At 67.5% G+C, this 21,320-nt stretch carries 18 protein-coding genes; 16 read left to right on the top strand and 2 right to left on the bottom strand.

Annotation, left to right across the window (positions count from 1 at the left end):
• Positions 1 to 83 precede the first annotated feature (83 nt).
• The 8 genes from BAY15_RS16370 to BAY15_RS16335 all read left to right on the top strand — a co-directional run bounded on the left by BAY15_RS16370 (position 84) and on the right by BAY15_RS16335 (position 10,145).
• Positions 84 to 1,130 carry a rod shape-determining protein gene (locus BAY15_RS16370; RefSeq protein ID WP_038686189.1) on the top strand — a complete coding sequence of 349 codons (1,047 nt, stop codon included), beginning with the start codon at positions 84 to 86 and terminating at the stop codon, positions 1,128 to 1,130.
• A 159-nt stretch (positions 1,131 to 1,289) separates the two neighbouring features.
• Positions 1,290 to 2,294, top strand: a complete 1,005-nt coding sequence (mreC, locus tag BAY15_RS16365) for a rod shape-determining protein MreC (protein WP_068854049.1) — start codon at positions 1,290 to 1,292, stop codon at positions 2,292 to 2,294.
• The gene (mreD, locus tag BAY15_RS16360) at positions 2,291 to 2,776 is read left to right on the top strand and encodes a rod shape-determining protein MreD (RefSeq protein ID WP_068854048.1); all 486 of its coding nucleotides are present in this window, start codon (positions 2,291 to 2,293) and stop codon (positions 2,774 to 2,776) included. The genes mreC and mreD overlap by 4 nt, the downstream gene beginning before the upstream one ends.
• A gap of 1 nt (position 2,777) precedes the next feature.
• Positions 2,778 to 4,841 (top strand): penicillin-binding protein 2, encoded by a 2,064-nt coding sequence (mrdA, locus tag BAY15_RS16355; protein ID WP_068854047.1) that lies wholly within the window; start codon positions 2,778 to 2,780, stop codon positions 4,839 to 4,841.
• Positions 4,838 to 5,950 carry a rod shape-determining protein RodA gene (gene rodA, locus BAY15_RS16350; protein WP_068854046.1) on the top strand — a complete coding sequence of 371 codons (1,113 nt, stop codon included), beginning with the start codon at positions 4,838 to 4,840 and terminating at the stop codon, positions 5,948 to 5,950. The genes mrdA and rodA overlap by 4 nt, the downstream gene beginning before the upstream one ends.
• Positions 5,951 to 6,477: 527 nt before the next feature.
• Entirely contained in the window at positions 6,478 to 7,623 is a 1,146-nt protein-coding gene (gene mltB, locus BAY15_RS16345; RefSeq protein ID WP_068854045.1) for a lytic murein transglycosylase B, read from the top strand.
• Positions 7,620 to 8,867, top strand: coding sequence for a septal ring lytic transglycosylase RlpA family protein (locus tag BAY15_RS16340; RefSeq protein ID WP_068854044.1), 1,248 nt, complete (start codon positions 7,620 to 7,622; stop codon positions 8,865 to 8,867). The genes mltB and BAY15_RS16340 overlap by 4 nt, the downstream gene beginning before the upstream one ends.
• A 60-nt stretch (positions 8,868 to 8,927) precedes the next feature.
• On the top strand, positions 8,928 to 10,145 hold the full coding sequence (locus BAY15_RS16335) for a D-alanyl-D-alanine carboxypeptidase family protein (protein WP_068854043.1): 1,218 nt from the start codon (positions 8,928 to 8,930) through the stop codon (positions 10,143 to 10,145).
• A gap of 373 nt (positions 10,146 to 10,518) precedes the next feature.
• On the opposite strand, the gene BAY15_RS16330 is transcribed toward BAY15_RS16335, so the two are convergent.
• Positions 10,519 to 11,580 (bottom strand): lipid A deacylase LpxR family protein, encoded by a 1,062-nt coding sequence (locus BAY15_RS16330; RefSeq protein ID WP_068854042.1) that lies wholly within the window; start codon positions 11,578 to 11,580, stop codon positions 10,519 to 10,521.
• A 192-nt stretch (positions 11,581 to 11,772) separates the two neighbouring features.
• Here BAY15_RS16330 and BAY15_RS16325 point away from each other — a divergent pair, with 192 nt between their 5' ends.
• From BAY15_RS16325 to gnd, 7 genes are all read left to right on the top strand, one after another.
• Positions 11,773 to 12,051 (top strand): DUF493 family protein, encoded by a 279-nt coding sequence (locus BAY15_RS16325; protein ID WP_068854041.1) that lies wholly within the window; start codon positions 11,773 to 11,775, stop codon positions 12,049 to 12,051.
• A complete protein-coding gene (gene lipB, locus BAY15_RS16320; protein WP_068854040.1) occupies positions 12,039 to 12,746 on the top strand; it encodes a lipoyl(octanoyl) transferase LipB in 708 nt (235 codons plus the stop codon). The genes BAY15_RS16325 and lipB overlap by 13 nt, the downstream gene beginning before the upstream one ends.
• A gap of 18 nt (positions 12,747 to 12,764) precedes the next feature.
• On the top strand, positions 12,765 to 13,775 hold the full coding sequence (gene lipA, locus BAY15_RS16315) for a lipoyl synthase (protein WP_068854039.1): 1,011 nt from the start codon (positions 12,765 to 12,767) through the stop codon (positions 13,773 to 13,775).
• 606 nt (positions 13,776 to 14,381) lie between these two features.
• Positions 14,382 to 16,559: a carboxy terminal-processing peptidase gene (locus BAY15_RS16310; RefSeq protein ID WP_068854813.1), complete on the top strand. Its 2,178-nt coding sequence runs from the start codon at positions 14,382 to 14,384 to the stop codon at positions 16,557 to 16,559.
• Between the two features lie 116 nt (positions 16,560 to 16,675).
• Positions 16,676 to 17,359 (top strand): DUF2242 domain-containing protein, encoded by a 684-nt coding sequence (locus BAY15_RS16305; RefSeq protein WP_068854038.1) that lies wholly within the window; start codon positions 16,676 to 16,678, stop codon positions 17,357 to 17,359.
• A gap of 13 nt (positions 17,360 to 17,372) precedes the next feature.
• Positions 17,373 to 18,644 carry a hypothetical protein gene (locus BAY15_RS16300; RefSeq protein ID WP_237334280.1) on the top strand — a complete coding sequence of 424 codons (1,272 nt, stop codon included), beginning with the start codon at positions 17,373 to 17,375 and terminating at the stop codon, positions 18,642 to 18,644.
• An 18-nt stretch (positions 18,645 to 18,662) separates the two neighbouring features.
• On the top strand, positions 18,663 to 19,568 hold the full coding sequence (gnd, locus tag BAY15_RS16295) for a phosphogluconate dehydrogenase (NAD(+)-dependent, decarboxylating) (RefSeq protein WP_068854037.1): 906 nt from the start codon (positions 18,663 to 18,665) through the stop codon (positions 19,566 to 19,568).
• 2 nt (positions 19,569 to 19,570) lie between these two features.
• Here gnd and BAY15_RS16290 read toward each other — a convergent pair whose 3' ends face one another.
• Positions 19,571 to 20,614, bottom strand: coding sequence for an oxidoreductase (locus BAY15_RS16290; RefSeq protein ID WP_068854036.1), 1,044 nt, complete (start codon positions 20,612 to 20,614; stop codon positions 19,571 to 19,573).
• Between the two features lie 170 nt (positions 20,615 to 20,784).
• Here BAY15_RS16290 and BAY15_RS16285 point away from each other — a divergent pair, with 170 nt between their 5' ends.
• On the top strand, positions 20,785 to 21,162 hold the full coding sequence (locus BAY15_RS16285; RefSeq protein ID WP_068854035.1) for a BON domain-containing protein: 378 nt from the start codon (positions 20,785 to 20,787) through the stop codon (positions 21,160 to 21,162).
• The last annotated feature ends 158 nt before the right edge of the window (positions 21,163 to 21,320 follow it).

Raw genomic sequence — 21,320 nt, 5'->3', positions numbered from 1 at the left:
TTGCTAGGCTTGTCGACCTCGAATTCTGCCCAATTTTTCGCCATCCCGCGTTGGGCGCGACACCCCTCAGGATCAACTCCCAGATGTTCAAGAAACTGCGTGGCATGTTCTCCAATGACCTGTCCATCGACCTGGGCACGGCCAATACCCTCATTTACGTGCGCGGGCAGGGGATCGTGCTGAACGAACCGTCGGTCGTGGCCGTGCGCCAGGACCGTGCCATCGGTGGCACCCGCTCGGTGGCCGCCGTCGGCGCCGAAGCCAAGCAGATGCTGGGCCGTACCCCGGGCCACATCACCACCATCCGCCCGATGAAGGATGGCGTCATCGCCGACTTCACCTACACCGAGGCGATGCTCAAGCACTTCATCAAGAAGGTGCACAAGTCGCGCTTCCTTCGCCCGAGCCCGCGCGTGCTGGTCTGCGTGCCGGCCGGTTCGACCCAGGTCGAGCGCCGCGCCATCAAGGAATCGGCCGAAGAAGCCGGTGCCCGTGACGTGTTCCTGATCGAAGAGCCGATGGCCGCCGCGATCGGCGCCGGCATGCCGGTCACCGAAGCCCGTGGCTCGATGGTCATCGACATCGGCGGCGGCACCACCGAAGTGGCCGTGATCTCGCTGAACGGCATCGTCTATTCGGCCTCGGTGCGCATCGGCGGCGACCGCTTCGACGAGTCGATCACCAACTACGTGCGCCGCAACCACGGCATGCTGATCGGTGAAGCCACCGCCGAGCGGATCAAGGTCGAGCTGGGCTGCGCCTACCCGCAGGCCGAGGTCATCGAGATGGAAATCTCCGGCAGGAACCTCGCCGAGGGCGTGCCGAAGATGATCAAGATCAACTCCAACGAAGTGCTCGAAGCGCTGCACGAACCGCTGTCGGGCATCGTCAGCGCGGTCAAGCTGGCGTTGGAGCAGACCCCGCCGGAACTGTGCGCCGACGTCGCCGAGCGCGGCATCGTGCTGACCGGTGGTGGCGCCCTGCTGCGCGACCTGGACCGCCTGATCTCCGAGGAAACCGGCCTGCACGTGCAGGTGGCCGACGACCCGCTCACCTGCGTGGCCCGCGGTGGCGGTCGTGCGCTGGAGCTGGTGGACATGCACGGCAACGAGTTCTTTGCGCCGGAGTAAGCCGTACCGGTCCTGTGTGTTGGACGCGCCCCTGCGGCGTGATGCCCGCTGCGTGCCTGCCACGCCGGGCATCGCAGCGCCGGGGCGTTGTCGCATCCCGGTGCCGCCGAACCTGGCGGCACCGCGCTCCCTTTCCACCTTGTCCAGTCGAAGCCAGTCGTGCCGCCCTACGCCGGTCCTCCCGTAGCCTCCCGCCAGGGTGATGCCAGCAGCCCCCTGCGGCTGCTCGCCTACCTGGCCCTGGCCATCACCCTGATCGTGCTCGATGACCAGGCCGGCTGGCTGGCGCGCGCGCGCGCGCAGGCCAACGTGCTGGTGCAGCCGGTGTGGGCGCTGGCCGGCCTGCCGGGCCGGCTTGGCACCCAGGTCAAGGACAATGCGGCCAGCCACGGCCAGCTGGTCGATGAGAACCGCGAGCTGCGCAACCAGCTGCTGATCGCGAATGCACGCCTGACCCGCCTGCAGACCGCCGCGCTGGACAACGCCCAGCTGCGCGAACTGCTCAACGTGGCCGAACGCAGCGGGCTGGACGTGCAGCTGGCGCCGATCCTGGACATCGACCTGGACCCGGTCCGGCAGCGCCTGGTGCTGGCCGCCGGCACCCGCGATGGCGTGCACATGGGGCAGGCGGTGATCGACGCCGGCGGCCTGATGGGGCAGGTGATCGCCACCACCGCCAGCAACGCCACCGTGCTGCTGCTCACCGATCCGGACCACGCGGTGCCGGTCACCGTGGCCCGCAACGGCGTGCGCCTGATCGTCTACGGCCGCGGCGACACCCTGGAACTGCGCGACATTCCGCTCAGCGCGGGGGTGGAAGTGGGCGACGAGATCGTCACCTCCGGCCTGGGCGGCCGTTTCCCGGCCGGCTTCCCGGTCGGCAGGATCACCGCCCTGCGCCCGGACGACACCCATGCCTTCCTGGTCGGCGAACTCAAGCCCGCCGCCCAGCTCGACCGCGGCCGCGACGTACTGCTGCTGAGGCCGGGCGCCGCGATCCGGATCCCGCCCAACCTCCAGCTTTCCGAAACCGCAGGCGGACCGGCAGCGCCTGCACCTGCGGCGGCAACCCCGGTAGCGCCGACTGTTAGTCGGCCCACGGAAACCGCGCCGCAACCGGCCCAACCCGCACCCCAGCCTTCCCCGACGGGGCCCACCCCATGAGCCGCCTGCGCGACAAACCCTGGGTGCTCCCGGTCAGCATCGTGCTGGCACTGCTGCTCGGCCTGCTGCCGTTGCCGGTGCTGCTGCAGCCGCTGCGCCCGTACTGGCTGGCGCTGGTGCTGGCGTACTGGGTGATCGAGGCGCCGGACCGGGTCGGGCTGGGCGTGGCCTTCGCCTGCGGCGTGATCGCCGACCTGCTGTACGGCGGCGTGCTCGGCGAACAGGCGCTGCGGCTGGTGATGCTCACCTTCATCCTGCAGCGCTTCCGTGCGCGCATCCGCTTCTTCCCGATGTCCCAGCAGGTGCTGGCCATCGGTGGCCTGCTGTTCAACGACCGCATCGTCAGCGCCGTGGTCCACATCGCCGTGGGCGAACCGACCCTGCCGTGGTCGTACTGGTGGGCGCCGCTGCTGGGCATGGGGCTGTGGCCGCTGGTGTTCGTGCTGCTCGACGCAGTGCGCTTCGGGCGTCGCGGGCGCTGACATGTACGTGCGCCGCCAGGCCAAGAATCCGCGCGCCGAAGCCGAGCAGTTCCGGCGCCGCGCCGCGCTGGGCTTCCTCGGCGTGCTGGTCTGCCTGGTCGGGTTGGGTGGGTGGTACTTCAAGCTGCAGGTGCTGGACCACGACACCTACGCCACGCGTTCGGAAGCCAACCGCATCAAGCCGCGCCCGGTGGTGCCCGGGCGCGGCATGATCTATGACCGCAACGGGCGGCTGCTGGCCGAAAACGTGCCCGCGTTCCGCCTGGACATCACCCCGGACAAGGTCAAGGACATGGACGCCACCCTGGCCGGGTTGGCGAAGATCCTCACGATCACGCCGGAAGACCTGGAAACCTTCAACAAGTCACGCAAGGCGCGTCGCAGCTTCCTGCCGGTGACGCTGAAGCTGCGGGTCACCGACGAGGAAATGGCGCGCTTTGCGGTCGACCGCTGGCGCTATCCCGGCGTGGAGCTGGAACCCTACCTGACCCGCCGCTATCCCTACGGTGACCTGTTCGCGCACATCATCGGTTACGTCGGCCGGGTCGATGACAAGGACCTGGAAACGCTGGGCGAGGGCAATGCCGCGCTGACCCATATCGGCAAGTCCGGCCTGGAGCGCTATTACGAGCAGCAGCTGCGCGGCAAGGTCGGCTACGAGCAGGTTGAAACCAACGTGCAGGGCCGCGCCATCCGCACCATCGGCCGGGTCGCGGCGCAGTCGGGCAACGACCTGCGACTGTCCATCGATGCCGACCTGCAGCGCGCCATGGTGGCGGCCTTCGGCGATTTCGACGGCGCCGGCGTGGCGATGGATCCGCGCACCGGCGAAATCCTGGCCATGGTCAGCCTGCCGTCGTACGACCCCAACCTGTTCGTCAACGGCATCTCGCATGCCGATTTCAAGGCACTCAACGACAACCCCTCGCGCCCGCAGTTCAACCGCCTGGTGCTCGGTGGCGTGGCACCGGGTTCGACCATCAAGCCGCTGATCGGCCTGGCCGGGTTGGACAGCGGCGTGCGCAAGCCCGAAGACAAGATCCTCTCCACCGGCATGTTCTACCTTCCGGGCACCTCGCGTGGCTGGGGCGATGCCAACCGTGGCGGCCACGGCTGGACCGACCTGCGCAAGTCGATCACCCAGTCGGTCAACACTTATTACTACAAGCTGGCGCTGGACCTGGGCATCGAGCGGTTCGACCACTACATGGGCTATTACGGCTTCGGCGAGCCGACCGGTATCGACCTCACCGGCGAGATCGGCGGCATCCTGCCTTCGCCGCAGAACAAGTACAAATCCCGCAAGGAACGCTGGTATCCCGGCGATACGGTCAACGTCAGCATCGGCCAGGGCGACTGGAAGGTCACCCCGCTGCAGCTGGTGCACGGCGTGGGCGGCATTGCCGACGGCCAGCTGCGCACCCCGCACCTGGTGATGCAGCAGCGCGAAAGCTTCGATTCGGACTGGGTGCCCACGCCGGCTGGCACGAGCAAGCCGGTCAGCCCGAGCCCGGGGAACCTGCAGGCCGTGCGCGAAGGCATGATGGGCACCATGCGCCCGGGCGGCAGCGGCGCGCGCGCGGCGGCCGGCGCGCCCTACACCATCGCCGGCAAGACCGGCACCGCGCAGGTGATCAGCCGCCGCGGCACCGCGGCGGTGAACCCCAAGAGCCTGCCGATGCACCTGCGCCACCGGTCGCTGTTCGTGGGCTTTGCGCCGGCCGAAAACCCGGTGATCGTGCTGGCCATTGCGGTCGAAGGCGGCGGCTACGGCGGCTCGGCGGCGGCGCCGATCGCGCGCAAGCTGTTCGATGCCTGGTTGCTGGGCAAGATGCCCGAGGGCATGGAGCCGCTGGACAGCCTGCGTGGCACCACCGCGATCGGCATCACCGCATTCGAGGGCGACAGTGCCGCGCGCGAAGCCGGCGATGCCGCTGCCGCCGTGCTGGAATCGCTGCCGGTGCTGGTCGGCCTGCCCGAACCGGTTCCCACCCCGGCACCCGTGCCTGGCGCGCCCCTGGCGCCGGCGGCCCACCCCCCCGCCCCGCCGGAGCGCAGCCGATGAAGGATTTCCTGCGCTGGGCCAGCGACATGGTCGTGCGCTTCAGCAGCACCCTGGACTGGGTGCTGTGCCTGGCGCTGGGCGCGTTGATGCTGATCGGCCTTGCCGTGCTCAAGAGCGCCGGCGGCGATTCGCTGGTGTTCGCCCAGGGCGCGCGCTTCGTGGTTGGGCTGGGCGCGATGTGGGCGATTTCGCGCATGCCGATCCTGCGCATCCGCTCGGCCACCCCGCTGATCTACGCGGTGTCGATGATCCCGCTGCTGGCCGTGTTCGTGCTCGGCACCGGCAAGTACGGCCGCCAGTGGCTGGACCTGAAGCTGTTCTACCTGCAGCCGGCCGAGCTGCTCAAGGTCAGCCTGCCGATGATGGTGGCCTGGTACCTGCACCGCATGCCGCTGCCGCCGCGCTTTTCCACGGTGATGGTCAGCGCGGTGATCATCGGGGTGCCGACCGGGCTGGTGATGCTGCAGCCGGACTTCGGTACCGGCGTGCTGATCGCCGCCAGCGGTGCGTTCGTGCTGCTGCTGGCCGGCCTGCCGTGGTGGTGGGTGGGCGTGGCCGTGGGGGGCGTCGCTGCCGCCGCACCCGTCGCCTGGATCTGGCTGCTGCGGCCCTACCAGAAAGACCGCATCATGATGTTCCTGGACCCGGAGATGGATGCGCTGGGCGCCGGGTGGAACATCATCCAGTCCAAGATCGCCATTGGTTCGGGCGGTTTCGATGGCAAGGGCTGGGGCCAGGGCTCGCAGTCGCACCTGAACTTCATTCCCGAGCAGACCACCGACTTTGCCTTCTCCGTGCTCAGCGAGGAGTTCGGCTGGATCGGCGTGGCGCTGGTGCTGTTCCTGTACCTGGTGGTGATCGGGCGCTGCCTGTGGATCGCCTCGCAGTCGCGCGATTCCTATTCGCGCCTGTTGGCCGGCGCCACCGGGCTGGCGTTCTTCGTCTACGTGCTGGTCAACGGCGGCATGATCTCCGGCCTGCTGCCGGTGGTGGGCGTGCCCATGCCGCTGATCAGCTACGGCGGCACCTCGGCGGTATCGCTGCTGGCCGGGTTCGGGCTGGTGATGGCCGCGCGCAGCCACAACCCGGTACACGGCGGCTACAGCTGACCGTCGCACGTCCTGTCCGGCGGCGACGGCATGTCGCCGCACCCATGATCGCAGCTTATGTCTAGTCAAAAGATCGGCGGGAATTCGGCCGGTTTTTGCGCAGATTCGGGTTTGGATCGTAGCGAATGTGCCGAATCCGGCATTGCCGGTGTAGAAGGCGTCAACGTGCTGACAGGAAAGTGAGATGTAGCGCACAAATATGAATGCGCTTGATCACGATCAATGGACTTGTCGTAAACGGCCTGCACAATGGCGGCCCGCAAGCAGCTGCGCATCGAGCCAAGCGACGCGCAAGGCGCTGCGGGACGTAGTTGACCCAACGGGTACAGGGGGTGCGGCGTTGCGCTGGGGAGTAGCGCGTCGCACCAGTATCGACCGGGTCGGTAGCCCGGTTGCGCCCATGGGGATGGGGGCGCAGCCGGAATACCTTACACACGCTCTTAACGAACCCGCGAAACTTCGGGCAAATCGTTGGGATTCATGGTGTTAGGGGTTTTATTTCATCTTTGACCTGCTAACCTGCGGCGATGATTCGACGCACTTTGGCTTGCATGCTTACGCTCGGTTTGGTTGCCTGCGCGACCCAGCCGCACTCCCCGTCACCGCCGCCGCAGGCGTCAGGTGCGCCCAACAAGCCGGGAGTCGCCCACAAGGGGCCTGCCGAAGCCGCGCCGGAAGGAGCCGCAGCCACCGCGCCGCCGGTTGACCTGACCCCGGTGCCGTTCGAAGTGGCACGCGCCAACTTCGTGCGCGATACCGCCGCCCGCTATGGCATTCCCGCTGCGCAGATCGAGGCCACGCTGGCCCAGGCGCAGGTGCGCGCTCCCATCATTGCCGCCATGTCGCGTCCGGCCGAGCGGGTCAAGCCGTGGAACGAGTACCGGCCGATGTTCATCAGCCAGGCGCGGATCGACGGCGGCAGGAAGTTCCTGGCCCAGCACCGCGATGAGCTGATGCGCGTGCAGGAGCGTACCGGGGTGCCGGCCGAAGTGATCGTGGCGATCATCGGCGTGGAAACCAGTTACGGCGCCAACACCGGCAGCTACCGCGTACTCGATGCGCTGTACACGCTGGCCTTCAATTACCCGCGCAGCGGCGACCCGGCCAAGCTGGAACGCGAAGTGCGCCGCGAGCTGTTCTTCCGCGATGAGCTGGCGCGCCTGTTCGCGCTGAGCCGCGACGAGAAGCTGGACATCCTGTCCATCAAGGGCAGCTATGCCGGCGCGATGGGCATGGGCCAGTTCATGCCGTCCAGCTACCTGGACTTCGCTGTGGACGGCAACGGTGATGGTCGCCGCGATCTGTTCACCAGCTACGACGACGTGTTCTCTTCCATCGCCAATTACTTCGTCAAGAAGGGCGGGTGGGTGCGCGGCGGCCCGGTTGCGGTGCCGGCCACGCTGGCGCCCGGCCGCGCGCCGTTCGACCCCACCGACTGGACCCCGACCTGGACGCTGTCCGACCTGGCCCAGCGCGGCTACCAGCCCAGCGTACCGGTCGCCGCCGGCCTGACCGCCACGCCGATCACGCTCGAAGGCAGCACCGGCAAGCAGTACTGGCTGGGCTTCCAGAACTACTACGCCATCACCCGTTACAACCTGTCCAAGATGTACGCGATGGCCGTGTACCAGTTGTCGCAGGCCATCGCCGGCCAGGAGCTGCCGCCGGCATGAACGCACGCGCGCGCTGCAGATGGGCGGTTCCCGGCCTGCTGATCCTGGCGCTGGCCGCCTGCAGCAGTGCACCTAAAAAGCCGCCCAGCGCGAGCGGCACTACCGGCAAACCGTCGGGCGCGCTGGTGCAGGGGCAGGGCAAGGGCAAGGGCAGCCGCCCTGCGCATTGCCCTGAAGGCTCGCCGTACAAGGCCGCGTCGGAGGATCCCAGCACGCGCGGCGATTACCGCGCGGGCGGGCTGTACAAGCCGGGCGTCAACGACAGCACCCCGACCTACATTCCCAACGTGGCCTGCATTCCCGAACCGGACGTGGTGGACCTGCCACGCTCGGCGATCGGCAACAAATCGCCTTACGTGGTGCTGGGCAAGAGTTACCAGGTACTGGACCGGCCCAAGGGCTATGCCGAAAAGGGCACGGCGTCCTACTACGGTGCCAAGTTCCATGGCCGGCTTACCTCCAACCGTGAGGTGTACGACATGTACGCCTTCACCGCCGCGCACAAGACCCTGCCGCTGCCGAGCTTTGCGCGGGTCACCAACCTGGACAACGGCGAATCGGTGATCGTGAGGGTCAATGACCGCGGCCCGTTCCACGACGGCCGGGTGATCGATCTCAGCTACGCCGCCGCCGTGCGCCTGGGCATCACCCAGCGCGGCACCGGCAACGTAGAAGTACGCGCGCTGACCCCGGGCGAGGACAACCTGCTGGCCGACAAACCCTCGCGCCGTGAGCGCCGCGCGGCGGAAGCGGCCGCCACCGTGGCGGCTGCAACGCCGCCGGCCACGGCGCGCCGCGCCAGCGACATGGACAAGCTGGTCGGCGCATTGCCGGCGCCTGCCGCGCGTCCGGCCGGCCCGGCCCAGCCGGCCGCGACCCAGGCGGCAACGCTGGAGACGGGCCCGGTCACGGTGAGCGCGCTGCCGGCGGCTGCGCCGGTGGCTGCCGCTGCCCGCCCCCTGCCTGCGCCCGTCGCGGCCGCCACACCCAGCCCCTCGTTGCAGCAGCAGGTCGGCAACGTGCTGCTGCAGGTAGCCAGTTTCGCCAGCCGCGAGAACGCCACCAAGGCCCTGGGTCAGCTGTCTTCGGCCGGCATCGTCGGCGCCAGCATCAGCGACATCGTCAGCGGCGGCCGCACCCTGTGGCGCCTGCGGGTGCCGGCGGCCGACCATGCCAGCGCCTCGGAACTTGCCGGCCGCATTGTCGGTCTGGGATTCGGGTCGCCGCAGATCGTGAAAGAGTAAACGACCTACAATGACCGTCCCCTGTAATTCCCTTGGCGCCCTCCTGGAGCTTGCTGTCCGATGAAATTCCGCTTTGCCGCTGCTGCCATGGCCACGACCCTGTTCGTGGGCATGGTCTCCGCCCAGACCCCCTTGCCGACCCCGGCCCCGGCACCCGCTCCTGCCGCCGCCGCCCCCGTTACCGTGGCCACCCCGCCGGCGCCCAAGCCCAGCGTGGCCAAGGCCTGGGTGCTGATGGATTACGCCACCGGCCAGGTGCTGGCCGGCGAGAACATCCATGAACAGCTGGCCCCGGCCAGCATCACCAAGGTGATGACCTCGTACGTGGTTGCCGCCGAAGTGAAGAACGGCAAGGTCCGTACCGACGACCAGGTGATGATGAGCGAGCGCGCCTGGCGCGAAGGTGGCGCCGGCACCGACGGCAGCTACAGCGGTTTCCCGGTCAACCAGACCGCGCGTCTGGAAGACATGGAAAAGGGCATGGCGATCCAGTCGGGCAATGACGCCGCCATCGCGCTGGCCGAACATGTGGCCGGCAGCGAAGAAGCCTTCGCCTCGCTGATGAACAGCTACGCCGCCAGGATCGGCATGAAGGACTCGCACTTCGTCAACGCCCACGGCCTGAGCGCCGAAGGGCATCGCACCACCGCCTACGACCTGGCGCTGCTGGGCCGTGCGTTCGTGCGCGACTACCCGGAAACCTACGCCTACAACAAGGTGAAGGAATTCACCGTGGGCAACATCACCCAGCCCAACCGCAACCTGCTGCTGTGGCGCGACCAGAGCGTGGACGGCATCAAGACCGGACACACCTCCGAAGCGGGCTACTGCCTGATGAGCTCGGCCCAGCGTGGCGACCAGCGCCTGATCGCCGTGGTGCTGGGCGGTGCTTCGGAGAAGCAGCGCGCCGATGACAGCCTGGCGCTGCTCAACTGGGGCTTCCGCTTCTTCGAAACGCACCGCATGTACGAGCCGGGCAAGGCCGTGGCCGAGCACAAGGTGTGGAAGGGCAAGGCCGATACGCTGCAGCTGGGCGTGGCCCAGCCGCTGCTGGTGAGCGTGCCGCGCGGCCGCTACAACGACCTCAAGCCGAGCATCGACGTGCCCAAGACCCTGGAAGCGCCGTTCACCGCGGGCCAGGCAGTGGGTACGCTGAAGGTGACCCTGGACGGCAAGGTGGTGGCGCAGGCTCCGCTGGTGGCGGTGGCCGCGGTGGAAGAAGCCGGCTTCTTCAAGCGCCTGTGGGACAGCTTCTGGATGTGGTGGGAATCGGAATAAACGGTTCCGCCCGTATTCAATGAAAAAAAGACCGGCTCGCGCCGGTCTTTTTTTTGCGCAATGGGTCCGTAACGGTTCCTTGCTCTTGGTTGATTGATCCCGATCCGGGGACGTTACGTAACAATTCGTAGCCCCGGCCGTTGGCCGGAAACCGCGCGCAGCGCGGCCCAAGTATCCGGAGGCGGTTGCGCAACGATCGCGGTCAACGTCCCGGCGTTTACACGTTCCGAAGCCGCGCATCGGGCGGTCATGGCCCCGGAACGAAGAGCAGCCGGCCAACGGCCGGGGCTACGAATTCATACGTGCCCATCGGGATCCGGATCAATCAACCACGAGCCCGTCATCGTCACGGGCCCGTGGGGATTCCGGTCGCTCAGAGCGACCGGCTGATCGTGAAGGATCCGTAGATCGGCGACTGGTCCTGCAGGTCGAACTCGCGGGTGCTGTGGTAGCGGGCGAGGGCGAACTTCCAGCGGTTGTACATCACCGCCAGGCCGTAACCGCCCTGGGCCACCCAGTTGCGCTTGTCCACGCTGTGGCTGTTGCGGAAGGTGTTGCCATCCAGGGTGATGTCGCGGATCACCCAGGCCGCATCGCTGGTGGCGAACAGGTGGAACGACCACCCGGTGGGCTTGCCGCCGCGGGTAGGCGCGGTGTTCTCGCCGGCCGGGCGCAGCGGGGTGCTGCCGAAATCGTCGGGCAGCTTCCAGCCGAAGCGGACTTCGCCGCCGGCATTGAGGTGGGTGGCGAGGTTGCCGACCGCACCGCCGTAGTGGCTGATCGCATCCCAGCCCCAGCCGGCCAGGTTGTCCTCGGCATCGCCCCAGCGGTGCATGCGCTCGTGGGTGAGCATGAACACCGGTTCGTTGTGCAGCTGGTTGTCCCAGCCCTGGAATTTCTCATCGCCCAGCGCGTCATGCACGGCGTCCTGCACTTCCTTGCCCAGCGCCCACGGCCCGACCACGCCAAGCGCGAGCTGGGTGGTCTGCAGGCGGTCGCCGCGCCGTGCGTTGTAGCCGAAGCTGCCGATCAGCACGCCGGCATACGGCCGATCGTCCTCGATCACATCGCGGCGGGTGAAGTCCTTGGGGGTGTAGATCTGCTGGGCGAAGCTGAAGATCATGTTCTGCTGCTCGAACTCGCCGGGGGCCAGGCGTTCGAGGTGGCGGTTGACCCAGCGGGCAAGCTTCGGCAGGCACGGATCGTCGGTGTAATCGACCAGGTTGGGCGAGACGAAGGTGATCTGCGCCCCGTTGGTGTAGCCCTGGTCCTGGTCCGCGCCGCCGAACAGATCGTTGTCGACGCGGAAGTTGACCTGCGGCGGGTGCTCGCGCATGGCGTCGGGCCCGCATTGTTCGGCTGCCTGTACCGCAGGCGCGGCTGCTGCAAGAACACCGGCAAGTGCGGCCGGTAACGCGAATCGCTTCAGAAGCATAAGATTCCCGCGGATGGTTTATTCATTTTTAAGCGGGAGCAGGGTATTCACGGCGTGATGCCGTGACCAGCACCGCGCACGCACTGGTGCGTCTTGTTCGTGAAGGCCGATCTTCACGTACCGTTCGGCGCAGCTGTGGGCACGATCATGCAGGTCTTGGGTTCAGACGCTTCCGTCCCCATAATCGCGGTCATGGAAATCAAGTCTGACAATCCCGAACACGGCTTCCAGTTCCCCGGTCAATTCGAGCTCAGCGCCATGGGCGCCGCGAACATCGGTCTGGAGCACGAACTTCCGCAGCTGCTGCATCTGGCCGGCATCCAGGTGCTCAAAGAGCGCATCACCTGGAAGACCTCGTCCAACGGCAAATACGTGTCCGTGAAGCTGGTCTTCATGGCCGAAAGCCGCGAGCAGCTGGACCTTGCCCACACCGCGCTGCGCGACCACCCGGAAGTGAAGTGGACGCTGTAACCAGCTGCGAAACCACCGCTGCACCGGGCCAGCGCCCGGCGCAGCCGGCGATCGTGCGCGACCTGGGCCGCCAGCCCTATGCGCCGGTCTGGCATGCAATGCAGCGTTTCACTGATGCACGTACCGACGACACCCCGGACGAGCTGTGGGTGGTCGAGCACGATCCGGTGTTCACCCTGGGCCAGGCCGGCAAGGACGAACACGTGCTGGCCCCGGGCGATATCCCGGTGCTGCACGTGGACCGCGGCGGTCAGGTGACCTACCACGGGCCGGGCCAGATCGTGGTCTACCCGCTGCTGCAGCTGCGCCGGCTGGGGATCGGGGTGCGCGATTACGTGTGCCGGATCGAGCAGGCGATCATCGATACGCTGGACGAATGGAATATCGGGGCTGAACGGCTGGACGGCGCGCCGGGGGTCTACGTGGGCGGGGCCAAGGTGGCCGCGCTGGGCATCCGGGTCCGCCGCGGCTGCACCTTCCACGGGCTGGCCTTCAACGTGGCGATGGACCTGGAGCCATTCCACCGCATCAACCCCTGCGGCTACCAAGGGCTGCAGGTCACCTCGATGGTAGACTTGGGGGGACCGTCCGGCATGGCGGCCGTCAAGCCGGTACTGCTGGGCCACCTGGCTCGCCAGTTCGGGTTGGACCTCCAGCCTGCCACGGACCTGCCCGATCTGACTGACGCGGCCTGAGCGCCGCCGACCAAGGCCATGACTGAAACCACCGCTCGCATCATTCCCCTGCAGGTCGTGCAGGGCGACACGCCGTCCGCCGCGCCGTTGCAGGCCGGTGTCAAACAGCTGGGCGGTGACAAGATCGGCCGCTCGCCGGTGCAGTTCGCCGACGCACCGGTGCTGCGCAAGCCGTCGTGGATCCGGGTCCGGATTCCGTCGGGCAACGCGGTGCAGACGCTGAAGGCCAAGCTGCGCGAGAACCGCCTGGTGACGGTCTGCGAGGAAGCCAGCTGCCCGAACATCCATGAGTGCTTCAGCCACGGCACGGCAACGTTCATGATCCTGGGCGAGGTCTGCACGCGGCGCTGCTCGTTCTGCGACGTGGCCCACGGCCGACCGAAGCCGCCGGACGCGGGTGAGCCGGCCAGCCTGGCCCAGACCGTGGCCGACATGGGCCTGAAGTACGTGGTGGTGACCAGCGTGGACCGCGATGACCTGCGCGACGGCGGTGCCCAGCACTTCGCCGACTGCATCGGGGCGATCCGGGCCAAGTCGCCGAACACGCGCATCGAAGTGCTCACGCCGGACTTCCGCGGCAAGGGCCGCATGGAGCGGGCGCTGGACATCCTGGCGACCAACCCGCCGGATGTGTTCAACCACAACATCGAAACCGTGCCGGACCTGTACCGCAACGTACGCCCGGGTGCGGATTACCAGTGGTCGCTGACCCTGCTGAAGAACTTCAAGGCGCAGCACCCGTCGATCGCGACCAAGTCCGGCATCATGCTGGGCCTGGGCGAGGACATGGACCAGGTGCGGGCAACCATGCGCGACCTGCGCGCGCATGACGTGGACATGATCACCATCGGCCAGTACCTGCAGCCGACCGCACACCACCACCCGGTGCTGCGCTACTGGACGCCCGAGGAATACAAGGAACTGGAGGTCTACGGTTACGAGCTGGGCTTCAGCCACGTGGCCTCCGGCCCGATGGTGCGCTCGTCGTACCACGCCGACGTCCAGGCAAAGGGCGCTGGCGTCGCCTGAGCCCTGGTGCTTCTCCGGTCTGATTGGAGCGCGCGCTCCGATCAGACGCGGCTGCCGGTGAATCGAGCGCCGGGCCCCCATGCCCTTTCCGGCGAATGTCCCCCGGCGTCGGCCTGTGGCCGACACCTCCTCCTTTAATTCGCCTCCAAGGGCATGGCGACCCGGCACTCGACCCACCGGCGTTGCATCCCGGCTTCCGCTTTTCCAGTGCGAACCGCAAGTCGAGCCCCGTCGCGGCCGGCAGGCTCCTGGCAAAGTAAAGGAGGAGGCCGTCGCCGCAGGGCGACCGCCGGGGGACATTTGCACAGGGGCCTGCCGGCCGCGGCGGGGCCCTCAACGCTCGCGATGGACCTGATCGAAGACCATCAAGCTGCTCAGGCCTGAATGCCTGCCGACCGCCAAATGGTCCAGGCCGCCGCGCGGTTCAGCCCGTAAACCCCATTCCCCGCAGCAATTCCGCGTCATTCACAATTTGATACAGCCCCGCGTTTAGGCTGGAAATCCGCGTTCTGACGCGGTGGATGACAAACCCCGCAACTTTCGGCACTGTCGTGTGGTCTGATCCGCACGCAGTCTCCCCGTTGGCAAGGTGCCATGAGCAAGTCGATGAAATTCAAAGCCCCCGCATTCCTGATGGCCCTGGCGCTGACCGCGCCGCTGGCGCTGGCTGCCTATGCCGATTCGCCGGCCCTGCCGTCGGCGGCCACGGCCGACCAGGTGACGACCTCCAAGCTGGTGTACGGGCTGCTGTCGGACAGCCGCTATGCATACCGGCCGCGCGCGCTGGATGCGGCGACCTCCAAGGACGTGTTCAAGCGTTACCTGGAATCGCTCGACGGCAGCAAGCAGTTCTTCACCCAGGCGGACATCACGAAGTTCGCCCCGTTCGAATCGAATATTTCGTCGGCCATCCGCGGCGGCGAGCTGGAGCCGGCGTTCCAGGTGTTTGCGGTCTACAAGCAGCGGGTTGGCGAGCGCGTGGGTTACGCGCGCAAGCTGCTCAAGCAGGATTTCGATTTCAGCAGCGATGAGCGCTTCGAGTACGACCGCAAGGACGTGCCGTGGGCGGCCAGCAGCGCCGAACTCGATGACCTGTGGCGCAAGTCGGTGAAGAATGACTGGCTGCGCCTGAAGCTGGCCGGCAAGCAGCCGGCCGACATCCGCAAGACGCTGGACAAGCGCTATGCGCAGCTGGAGAAGTCGGTCAATGAGCTGAAGGGCGAGGACGTGTTCCAGTTCTTCCTCAATTCCTATACCAGCGCCGTTGATCCGCACACCGATTACTTCACCCCACGCACGGCCGAGAACTTCAACCAGGCCATGTCGCTGTCGCTGGAAGGCATCGGCGCGCAGCTGCAGCGCCAGGACGACATGGTGGTGATCCGCGAGATCATCGCCGGTGGGCCGGCGTCGGTGAACGGCACGCTCAAGCCGGGTGACCGCATCGTAGGCGTGGGCCAGGGCAAGTCCGGTCCGGTCGAGGATGTGATCGGCTGGCGCATTGACGACGTGGTGGCCAAGATCCGCGGCAAGAAGGACACCCAGGTGCGGCTGGAATTCATTCCGGCCGAAGAGGGCGTGGACGGCAAGCCGCACATGCTGGTGCTGACCCGGCAGAAGGTGCGCCTGGCCGAGCAGGCCGCAAAGGGTGAAACGCTGACCATCCCGGCCAAGGATGGGGCGCCGGCGCGCAAGGTGGGCGTGATCAAGCTGCCCACGTTCTACCAGGACTTCGAAGGCCGCCGCCGCAACGCGACCGATTACGCCTCGGCCACGCGCGATGTGGCCAAGCTGCTGGCCGGCTTCAAGAACGACAAGCTCGATGGCGTGGTGCTGGACCTGCGCAACAACGGTGGCGGTTCGCTGGATGAAGCCATCGAGCTCACCGGCCTGTTCATCGAACAGGGCCCGGTGGTGCAGGTGCGTGAATCCGGTGGCCGCGTCACGGTCAACAACGACCGCAGCGAAGCGGTGGCGTGGGACGGCCCGCTGGCCGTGCTGATCAACCGCGGTTCGGCCTCGGCCTCGGAAATTTTCGCCGGTGCCATCCAGGATTACGGCCGTGGGCTGGTCATTGGTGAAACCACCTTCGGCAAGGGCACGGTGCAGAACATCGTGGACCTGGACCGTTGGCCCAGTGGCGAAGCCCAGCGCTTCGGCCAGGTCAAGCTGACCATCGCGCAGTTCTTCCGCGTCAGCGGGAGCAGCACCCAGCACAAGGGCGTGGTGCCGGACCTGGCCTTCCCGGCCAGCGTGGATGCCAGCGAGTACGGCGAAAGCACTTACGACAACGCGCTGCCGTGGACCCGCATCGCCGCCGTGCCGCACACCCAGTACGGCAACTTCGGCCCGCTGCTGCCCAAGCTGGAAACCCTGCATGCCTCGCGCATTGCCTCCGACAAGGAATTCCAGTGGTGGAACGAGGACGTGGAGCAGTTCCGCACCGAAGCGGCCAAGAAGTACATCTCGCTCAACGAGGCCGAGCGCCGCACCGAGCGTGAGCGCCAGGAAACCCAGCGCAAGCAGCGCCAGGCCACCCGCAAGGAACTGGGTCTGGACCTGGACCCGCTGGCCGATGACAGCAACGATGATGGCCTGACCGGCAACGAGCGCGACATCGTCAAGGATGCTGCGCGCGAGAAGGCCGCCGAGAAGCGCCCGGACCCGCTACTGCGCGAGTCCGCCGCGATCCTGGCCGACGCGGTGAACCTGCTGGCCGAAGACCGCCCGTTGTCGGCGCAGGTGCTGCCGCAGTCGACCGCCGCAGGCCGCTGGGCCGATTGATCGGGTGAATCAAGTGAAAACGAGGGGCCGGCGGAAACGCCGGCCCTTTGCTTTTAGACCCCATGCATACGCCGCCGGGCCTATGCTTGCGCAATCATCCTCCTGCAGGAGCGCCCATGCGGCTGTCCCATGCACTCCCGGCCGGCCTGCTGGCCCTTGGCCTGTCCGCCTGCGGCGGCAAGGCCGCCGACAGCACGCTGCTGCGCGAATCCTTCGATTCGGGCGACACCTACTCGCGTACCGTTCCCGGCACGCCGGCGCAGGCCTGCGAAGCCGCGCGACGTACCCTGCTCAGCCAAGGCTATGCGATCGCCCGTGCCGACGCCGACGCGGTGGAAGCGAACAAGAACTTCCAGCCGACCGAGGACTCGCACGAGCAGCTGGTGCTGCGCATTTCCTGCGCCGCGCGGGGCGACGAAGCACTGGTGTTCGTCAGTGCCGTGCAGGACCGCTATGCGCTGAAGAAGAGCCCCACCTCGGCCAGTGTGGGCGTGGGCGCGCTGGGCTCGGTGTCGCTGCCGTTCGGCAGCAACGACGATTCGCTGGTGAAGGTGGCCAGCAGCACCGTGCAGGACGGCGACTTCTACCGCCGCTTCTTCACCCGCCTGCAGCAGTACCTGCCGGCGGCCAAGGCCAGCACCCCGGAGCCGGCAGCCGCGCCGGCCCCGGCGCCGCCGGTGACGCCGGTTCCCGAGCCTGCGCAGTCTCCGGTTCCTGCATCGGTCCCCGCAGCGCCTGCCACGCCGACGCCGGCGCCACCCCCGGTTCCCGCCAGCGATACGCCAGACGACGCGCACTGAGCGGGCGCGAAGCATGCCGGGCAAGGGCCGTCATCCCTCGCGCAGGCTGCGCGCAGCGGGCGTTCTGCTGACCGCGGTGATGGGCCTGGTTCTGGCGGCGGAAGCTCGCACGGACCCGGGCGCCTGCGTGCAACGGCTGATCGAACGACTCGGCTGGCAGCTCCAGGACGCCGACATTGCCACGCCGCGCGTGCATGGTGGCCCCGTCTGCGAACGGGCCGACCTGCCCCAGGCGCAGGCTGCCGGCGATCTGCGCGTGCAGCTGCCCCGTGCCTGGACCGCCCCGCAGCGCGAGCGCTTCCTCCAGACGCTGCTGGACGATCCGGCGACCGTGTGCGCCTACGCCTTCGAGCTGGGCAAGGCTACCCGCCGCGCCGCCACGCGCCTGCAGGACAACCCCGGTTACCGGTTCTCGGCGCTGCAGCTGGGCTGGATCGGCTTCGGCCCCGGCGGTGCCCGGGCGCAGGGCTGGCAGGGCTTTCGCAGCTTCGGTCGCGGTTACCAGCCGCACGGATCCAACAGCGCGGCCGTGCAGGCGTTCTATGACAGCCGGGTGCGCAGTGAATGCGGGGTGGGCCGGCAGGTGGCGCAGCTGGCCACCCAGCGCGAGCTGTATGGCGATGCCGCGTTCGATGCGGCGTTCACCCCGGGCGAACTGTCGATCGGCACCTTCCTGACCCTGCACGACACCGACAGCATTCTGCTCGGCCATCACGCCGGCGAGTTCTTTGCCGATGGCAAGGCCGTGCGGACCTCGCAGCGCGGCCGCCAGGCGTTCGTGGGCGCCCCGGGCTTCATTGAACATGTGTTCGATCCGGTGTACCTGGACGACATCAACAACCAGGCCGAGAACTTCGTGATCGTCGACGTCGGCGCAGGCGCAGCCGAGGCGCTGCGCGAGCACGGCGGCTTCGCCCACTACGACCGCATCAACCGCCGCATCTGGGAGCTGGCCAGCCGCATGCCCGGCCCCGGGCTGCGCCGCTTCGAGCGCCTGCTGTTCGAGCGCGACCCGGCCCTGCGCGCGGCACTGCCGGCCGGCCAGCAGCCGCTGCTGGCTGAACTGGACGCGCTGCTGGACGATCCGTTCTATCGGGAGTTCGTGATTTATGTGCACCCACGCGGTATACGTCCGGTGGGCTATCACATCGCACGCCTGCTCGACCGCAATCCGCGCACGCCATTCGCGTTCGAGCTGGGCCTGCACAACCTGCACACCACGCTGTACCACCGCTGGATCCAGTCGCAGCTCCAGCAGTGCGCGGCAGCGTCGACCCATTCGTAAACCGAGCAAAGGTGAGACATGGAAATTGCAATGATTGGACTGGGGCGCATGGGCGCCAACATGGCCGAGCGGCTGCACCGCGGCGGCCACCGCGTGATCGGCGTGGACCCGGGTGAAGCGGCCCGAGCCAGTGCCGCCGCGCGCGGCTTCGACGTGAGTGCAACGGCGGCCGAGGCGCTGGCGAAGCTGTCGGTGCCGCGCGTGGTCTGGCTGATGGTGCCCGCCGGCGAGGTGGTCGACCAGACCCTGGCCGCGCTGTCGCCGCACCTGTCCGAAGGTGACGTGGTGATCGACGGCGGCAACTCGTACTACAAGGATTCGATGCGCCGCGCCACGCAGCTGCTGGAAGAAGACGTGACTTACCTCGACTGCGGCACCAGCGGCGGGGTGTGGGGCCTGCAGGAAGGCTACAGCCTGATGATCGGTGGCGATGCGGCGGCCGTCGAGCGCGTCGGGGCGATCTTCCGCACCCTGGCCCCGGCCGAGGATCGCGGCTGGGTCCACGCGGGGCCAAGCGGGGCCGGGCACTTCTGCAAGATGGTCCACAACGGCATCGAGTACGGAATGATGCAGGCCTATGCCGAAGGCTTCGCGCTGATGCAGCGCAAGACCGAATTCACCCTCGACCTGGGCCAGGTCGCGGCGGCCTGGCAGCACGGCAGCGTAGTGCGGTCCTGGCTGCTGGACCTGAGCGCCGACGCCTTGGCCCGTAACCCGCAGCTGGACGGCATCGCGCCGTTCGTGCCCGATTCCGGCGAAGGCCGCTGGACGGTGGCTGAAGCGATCGACCTGGACGTCTCCGCCCCGGTGATCACCCTGTCGCTGCTGGAGCGGCTGCGCTCACGCGAAAAGAATTCCTTCAGCGACCGCATGCTCTCCGCACTGCGCAACCAGTTCGGTGGCCACGCGATGGTCAAGGAATAACCTTACCGAAGATCCACGCGCCGGCCGCTGCCGGCGCTTTCGCGGCCTGCTTCCAGCAGCCGCATCAGTTGCAGTGCTTCTTCAGTACTGACTGGCGCTTCGCCCTCGCCGAGCATCGCATCGCGGAACGCGGCGTAGAACCGGCGATAGTCGCCGACAGCATTGTCCACGGTCTGCCGATGTACCTTTCCTTCGGCATCCACCTGCACCAGCAGCCCATGCTGCGGATCCAGACCCCAGCCCGGCGCGCCGGGGGCGATGCCCTGGCGCAGCTGGTCTTCCTGCACATCCAGGCCTTCCTTCAGGTAGCTGCCGGCGCTGCCGTGCACGGCAAACCGTGGCGCCGATGCGGCCACCAGTGAACCGGCGTGCACGATCGCGCGCATCGCGGGGTAATGCAGCACTGCATGGAAATAATCATCACTGCGCGCGCCGTCGCGCTGCGCGGTGATGTCGGCACTGATCGCTTCGGGCCGGCCGAACAGCTGCAGCATCTGGTCCAGCAGGTGCGGGCCCAGGTCCATCCACAATCCGCTGCCGGGGGCATCGCTCTCGCGCCAGCGATCGCGCACCTGCGGGCGGAAGCGGTCAAAGTGCGAATGGCACTCGGCAACGCGGCCCAGCGTACCGGACGCCAGCACACTGCGCAGGCTGAGGAAGTCGGCATCGCAGCGTCGGTTCTGGAACACGCACACCACGCGCTCCGCGTCGCGCGCGGCATCCACCACCGCCACCGCTTCGGCCGTGCTCAACGCGAAGGGTTTGTCGACCAGCACATGCTTGCCGGCGCGCAATGCCGCCAGCGCGAGCGGTGCGTGCTGTTCATTGGGCGTGGCGATCACCACCGCGTCCACCGCCGGGTCGGCCAGCAGAGGCGCCACATCCGCGTGGATGTGCACATCGGTGAAGCTGCGCAGCAGCCGCTCGCGCTGCGAACTGACGATGCTGTGCAGTGCCAGGCCCGGCGTGTGTTGGATCAGCGGCGCATGGAAAACGCTTCCAGCCAGCCCGTATCCGATCAATCCCACTTGTGCGATCGTCGCCATGTGCGTACCTGCCGTGTTGCCTTGGATAAGAATAGTTGCAAATGATGCAGTGCGGAAACCTGAACTGTTGGGATTGAACCTGACCGGTTCACGGCAACGTGATCTTGCAGCGACGTGCTGTCCACGCATCGCAGCCGACACTGGACCCACTAACCAGGGAGACACCGCACATGACCAACACTACCCGTAATCTGCTTGCTGCTTCGCTCGCTTTCGGCATGCTGCTGGGCACCTCGGCGGCAATGGCCAAGGATCCGCCGAAGACCACCGACAAGACTGCCATGACCCACGCCGATACGCATGAGTCGTCCGAGCCGGCCTCCGATACCTGGATCACCACCAAGGTGAAGAGCGAGCTGCTCACCACCAAGAATGTGTCCGGCACCGAAGTGAAGGTCGAGACGGTCAACGGCGTGGTTTCGCTGTCGGGTACCGTGGATTCCAAGGCCGAGCACGACAAGGCCATTGCCAAGGCCAAGGCCGTCAAGGGCGTCACCAAGGTGGATGCCAGCGCGCTGACGGTTGCATCGGCCGCTGCCAAGCGCTGATCCGCTGCTGTCATGAACACGGGGCGCGCCTTCGGGCGCGCCTTTTTTTTTGCGCGGCTTCCCTGTCCGGTCCTCCCGCGTATTCACGTTGGTGTGGAGTATATTCAGGACGTCGCCCCTCTCGGCGCACCTCCTGGACGGGGGCGCACCGTGCGGGG

This window comes from Stenotrophomonas rhizophila, from assembly GCF_001704155.1.
Lineage (GTDB): Bacteria > Pseudomonadota > Gammaproteobacteria > Xanthomonadales > Xanthomonadaceae > Stenotrophomonas > Stenotrophomonas rhizophila_A.
This window is presented reverse-complemented; position numbering and strand designations above follow the sequence as displayed.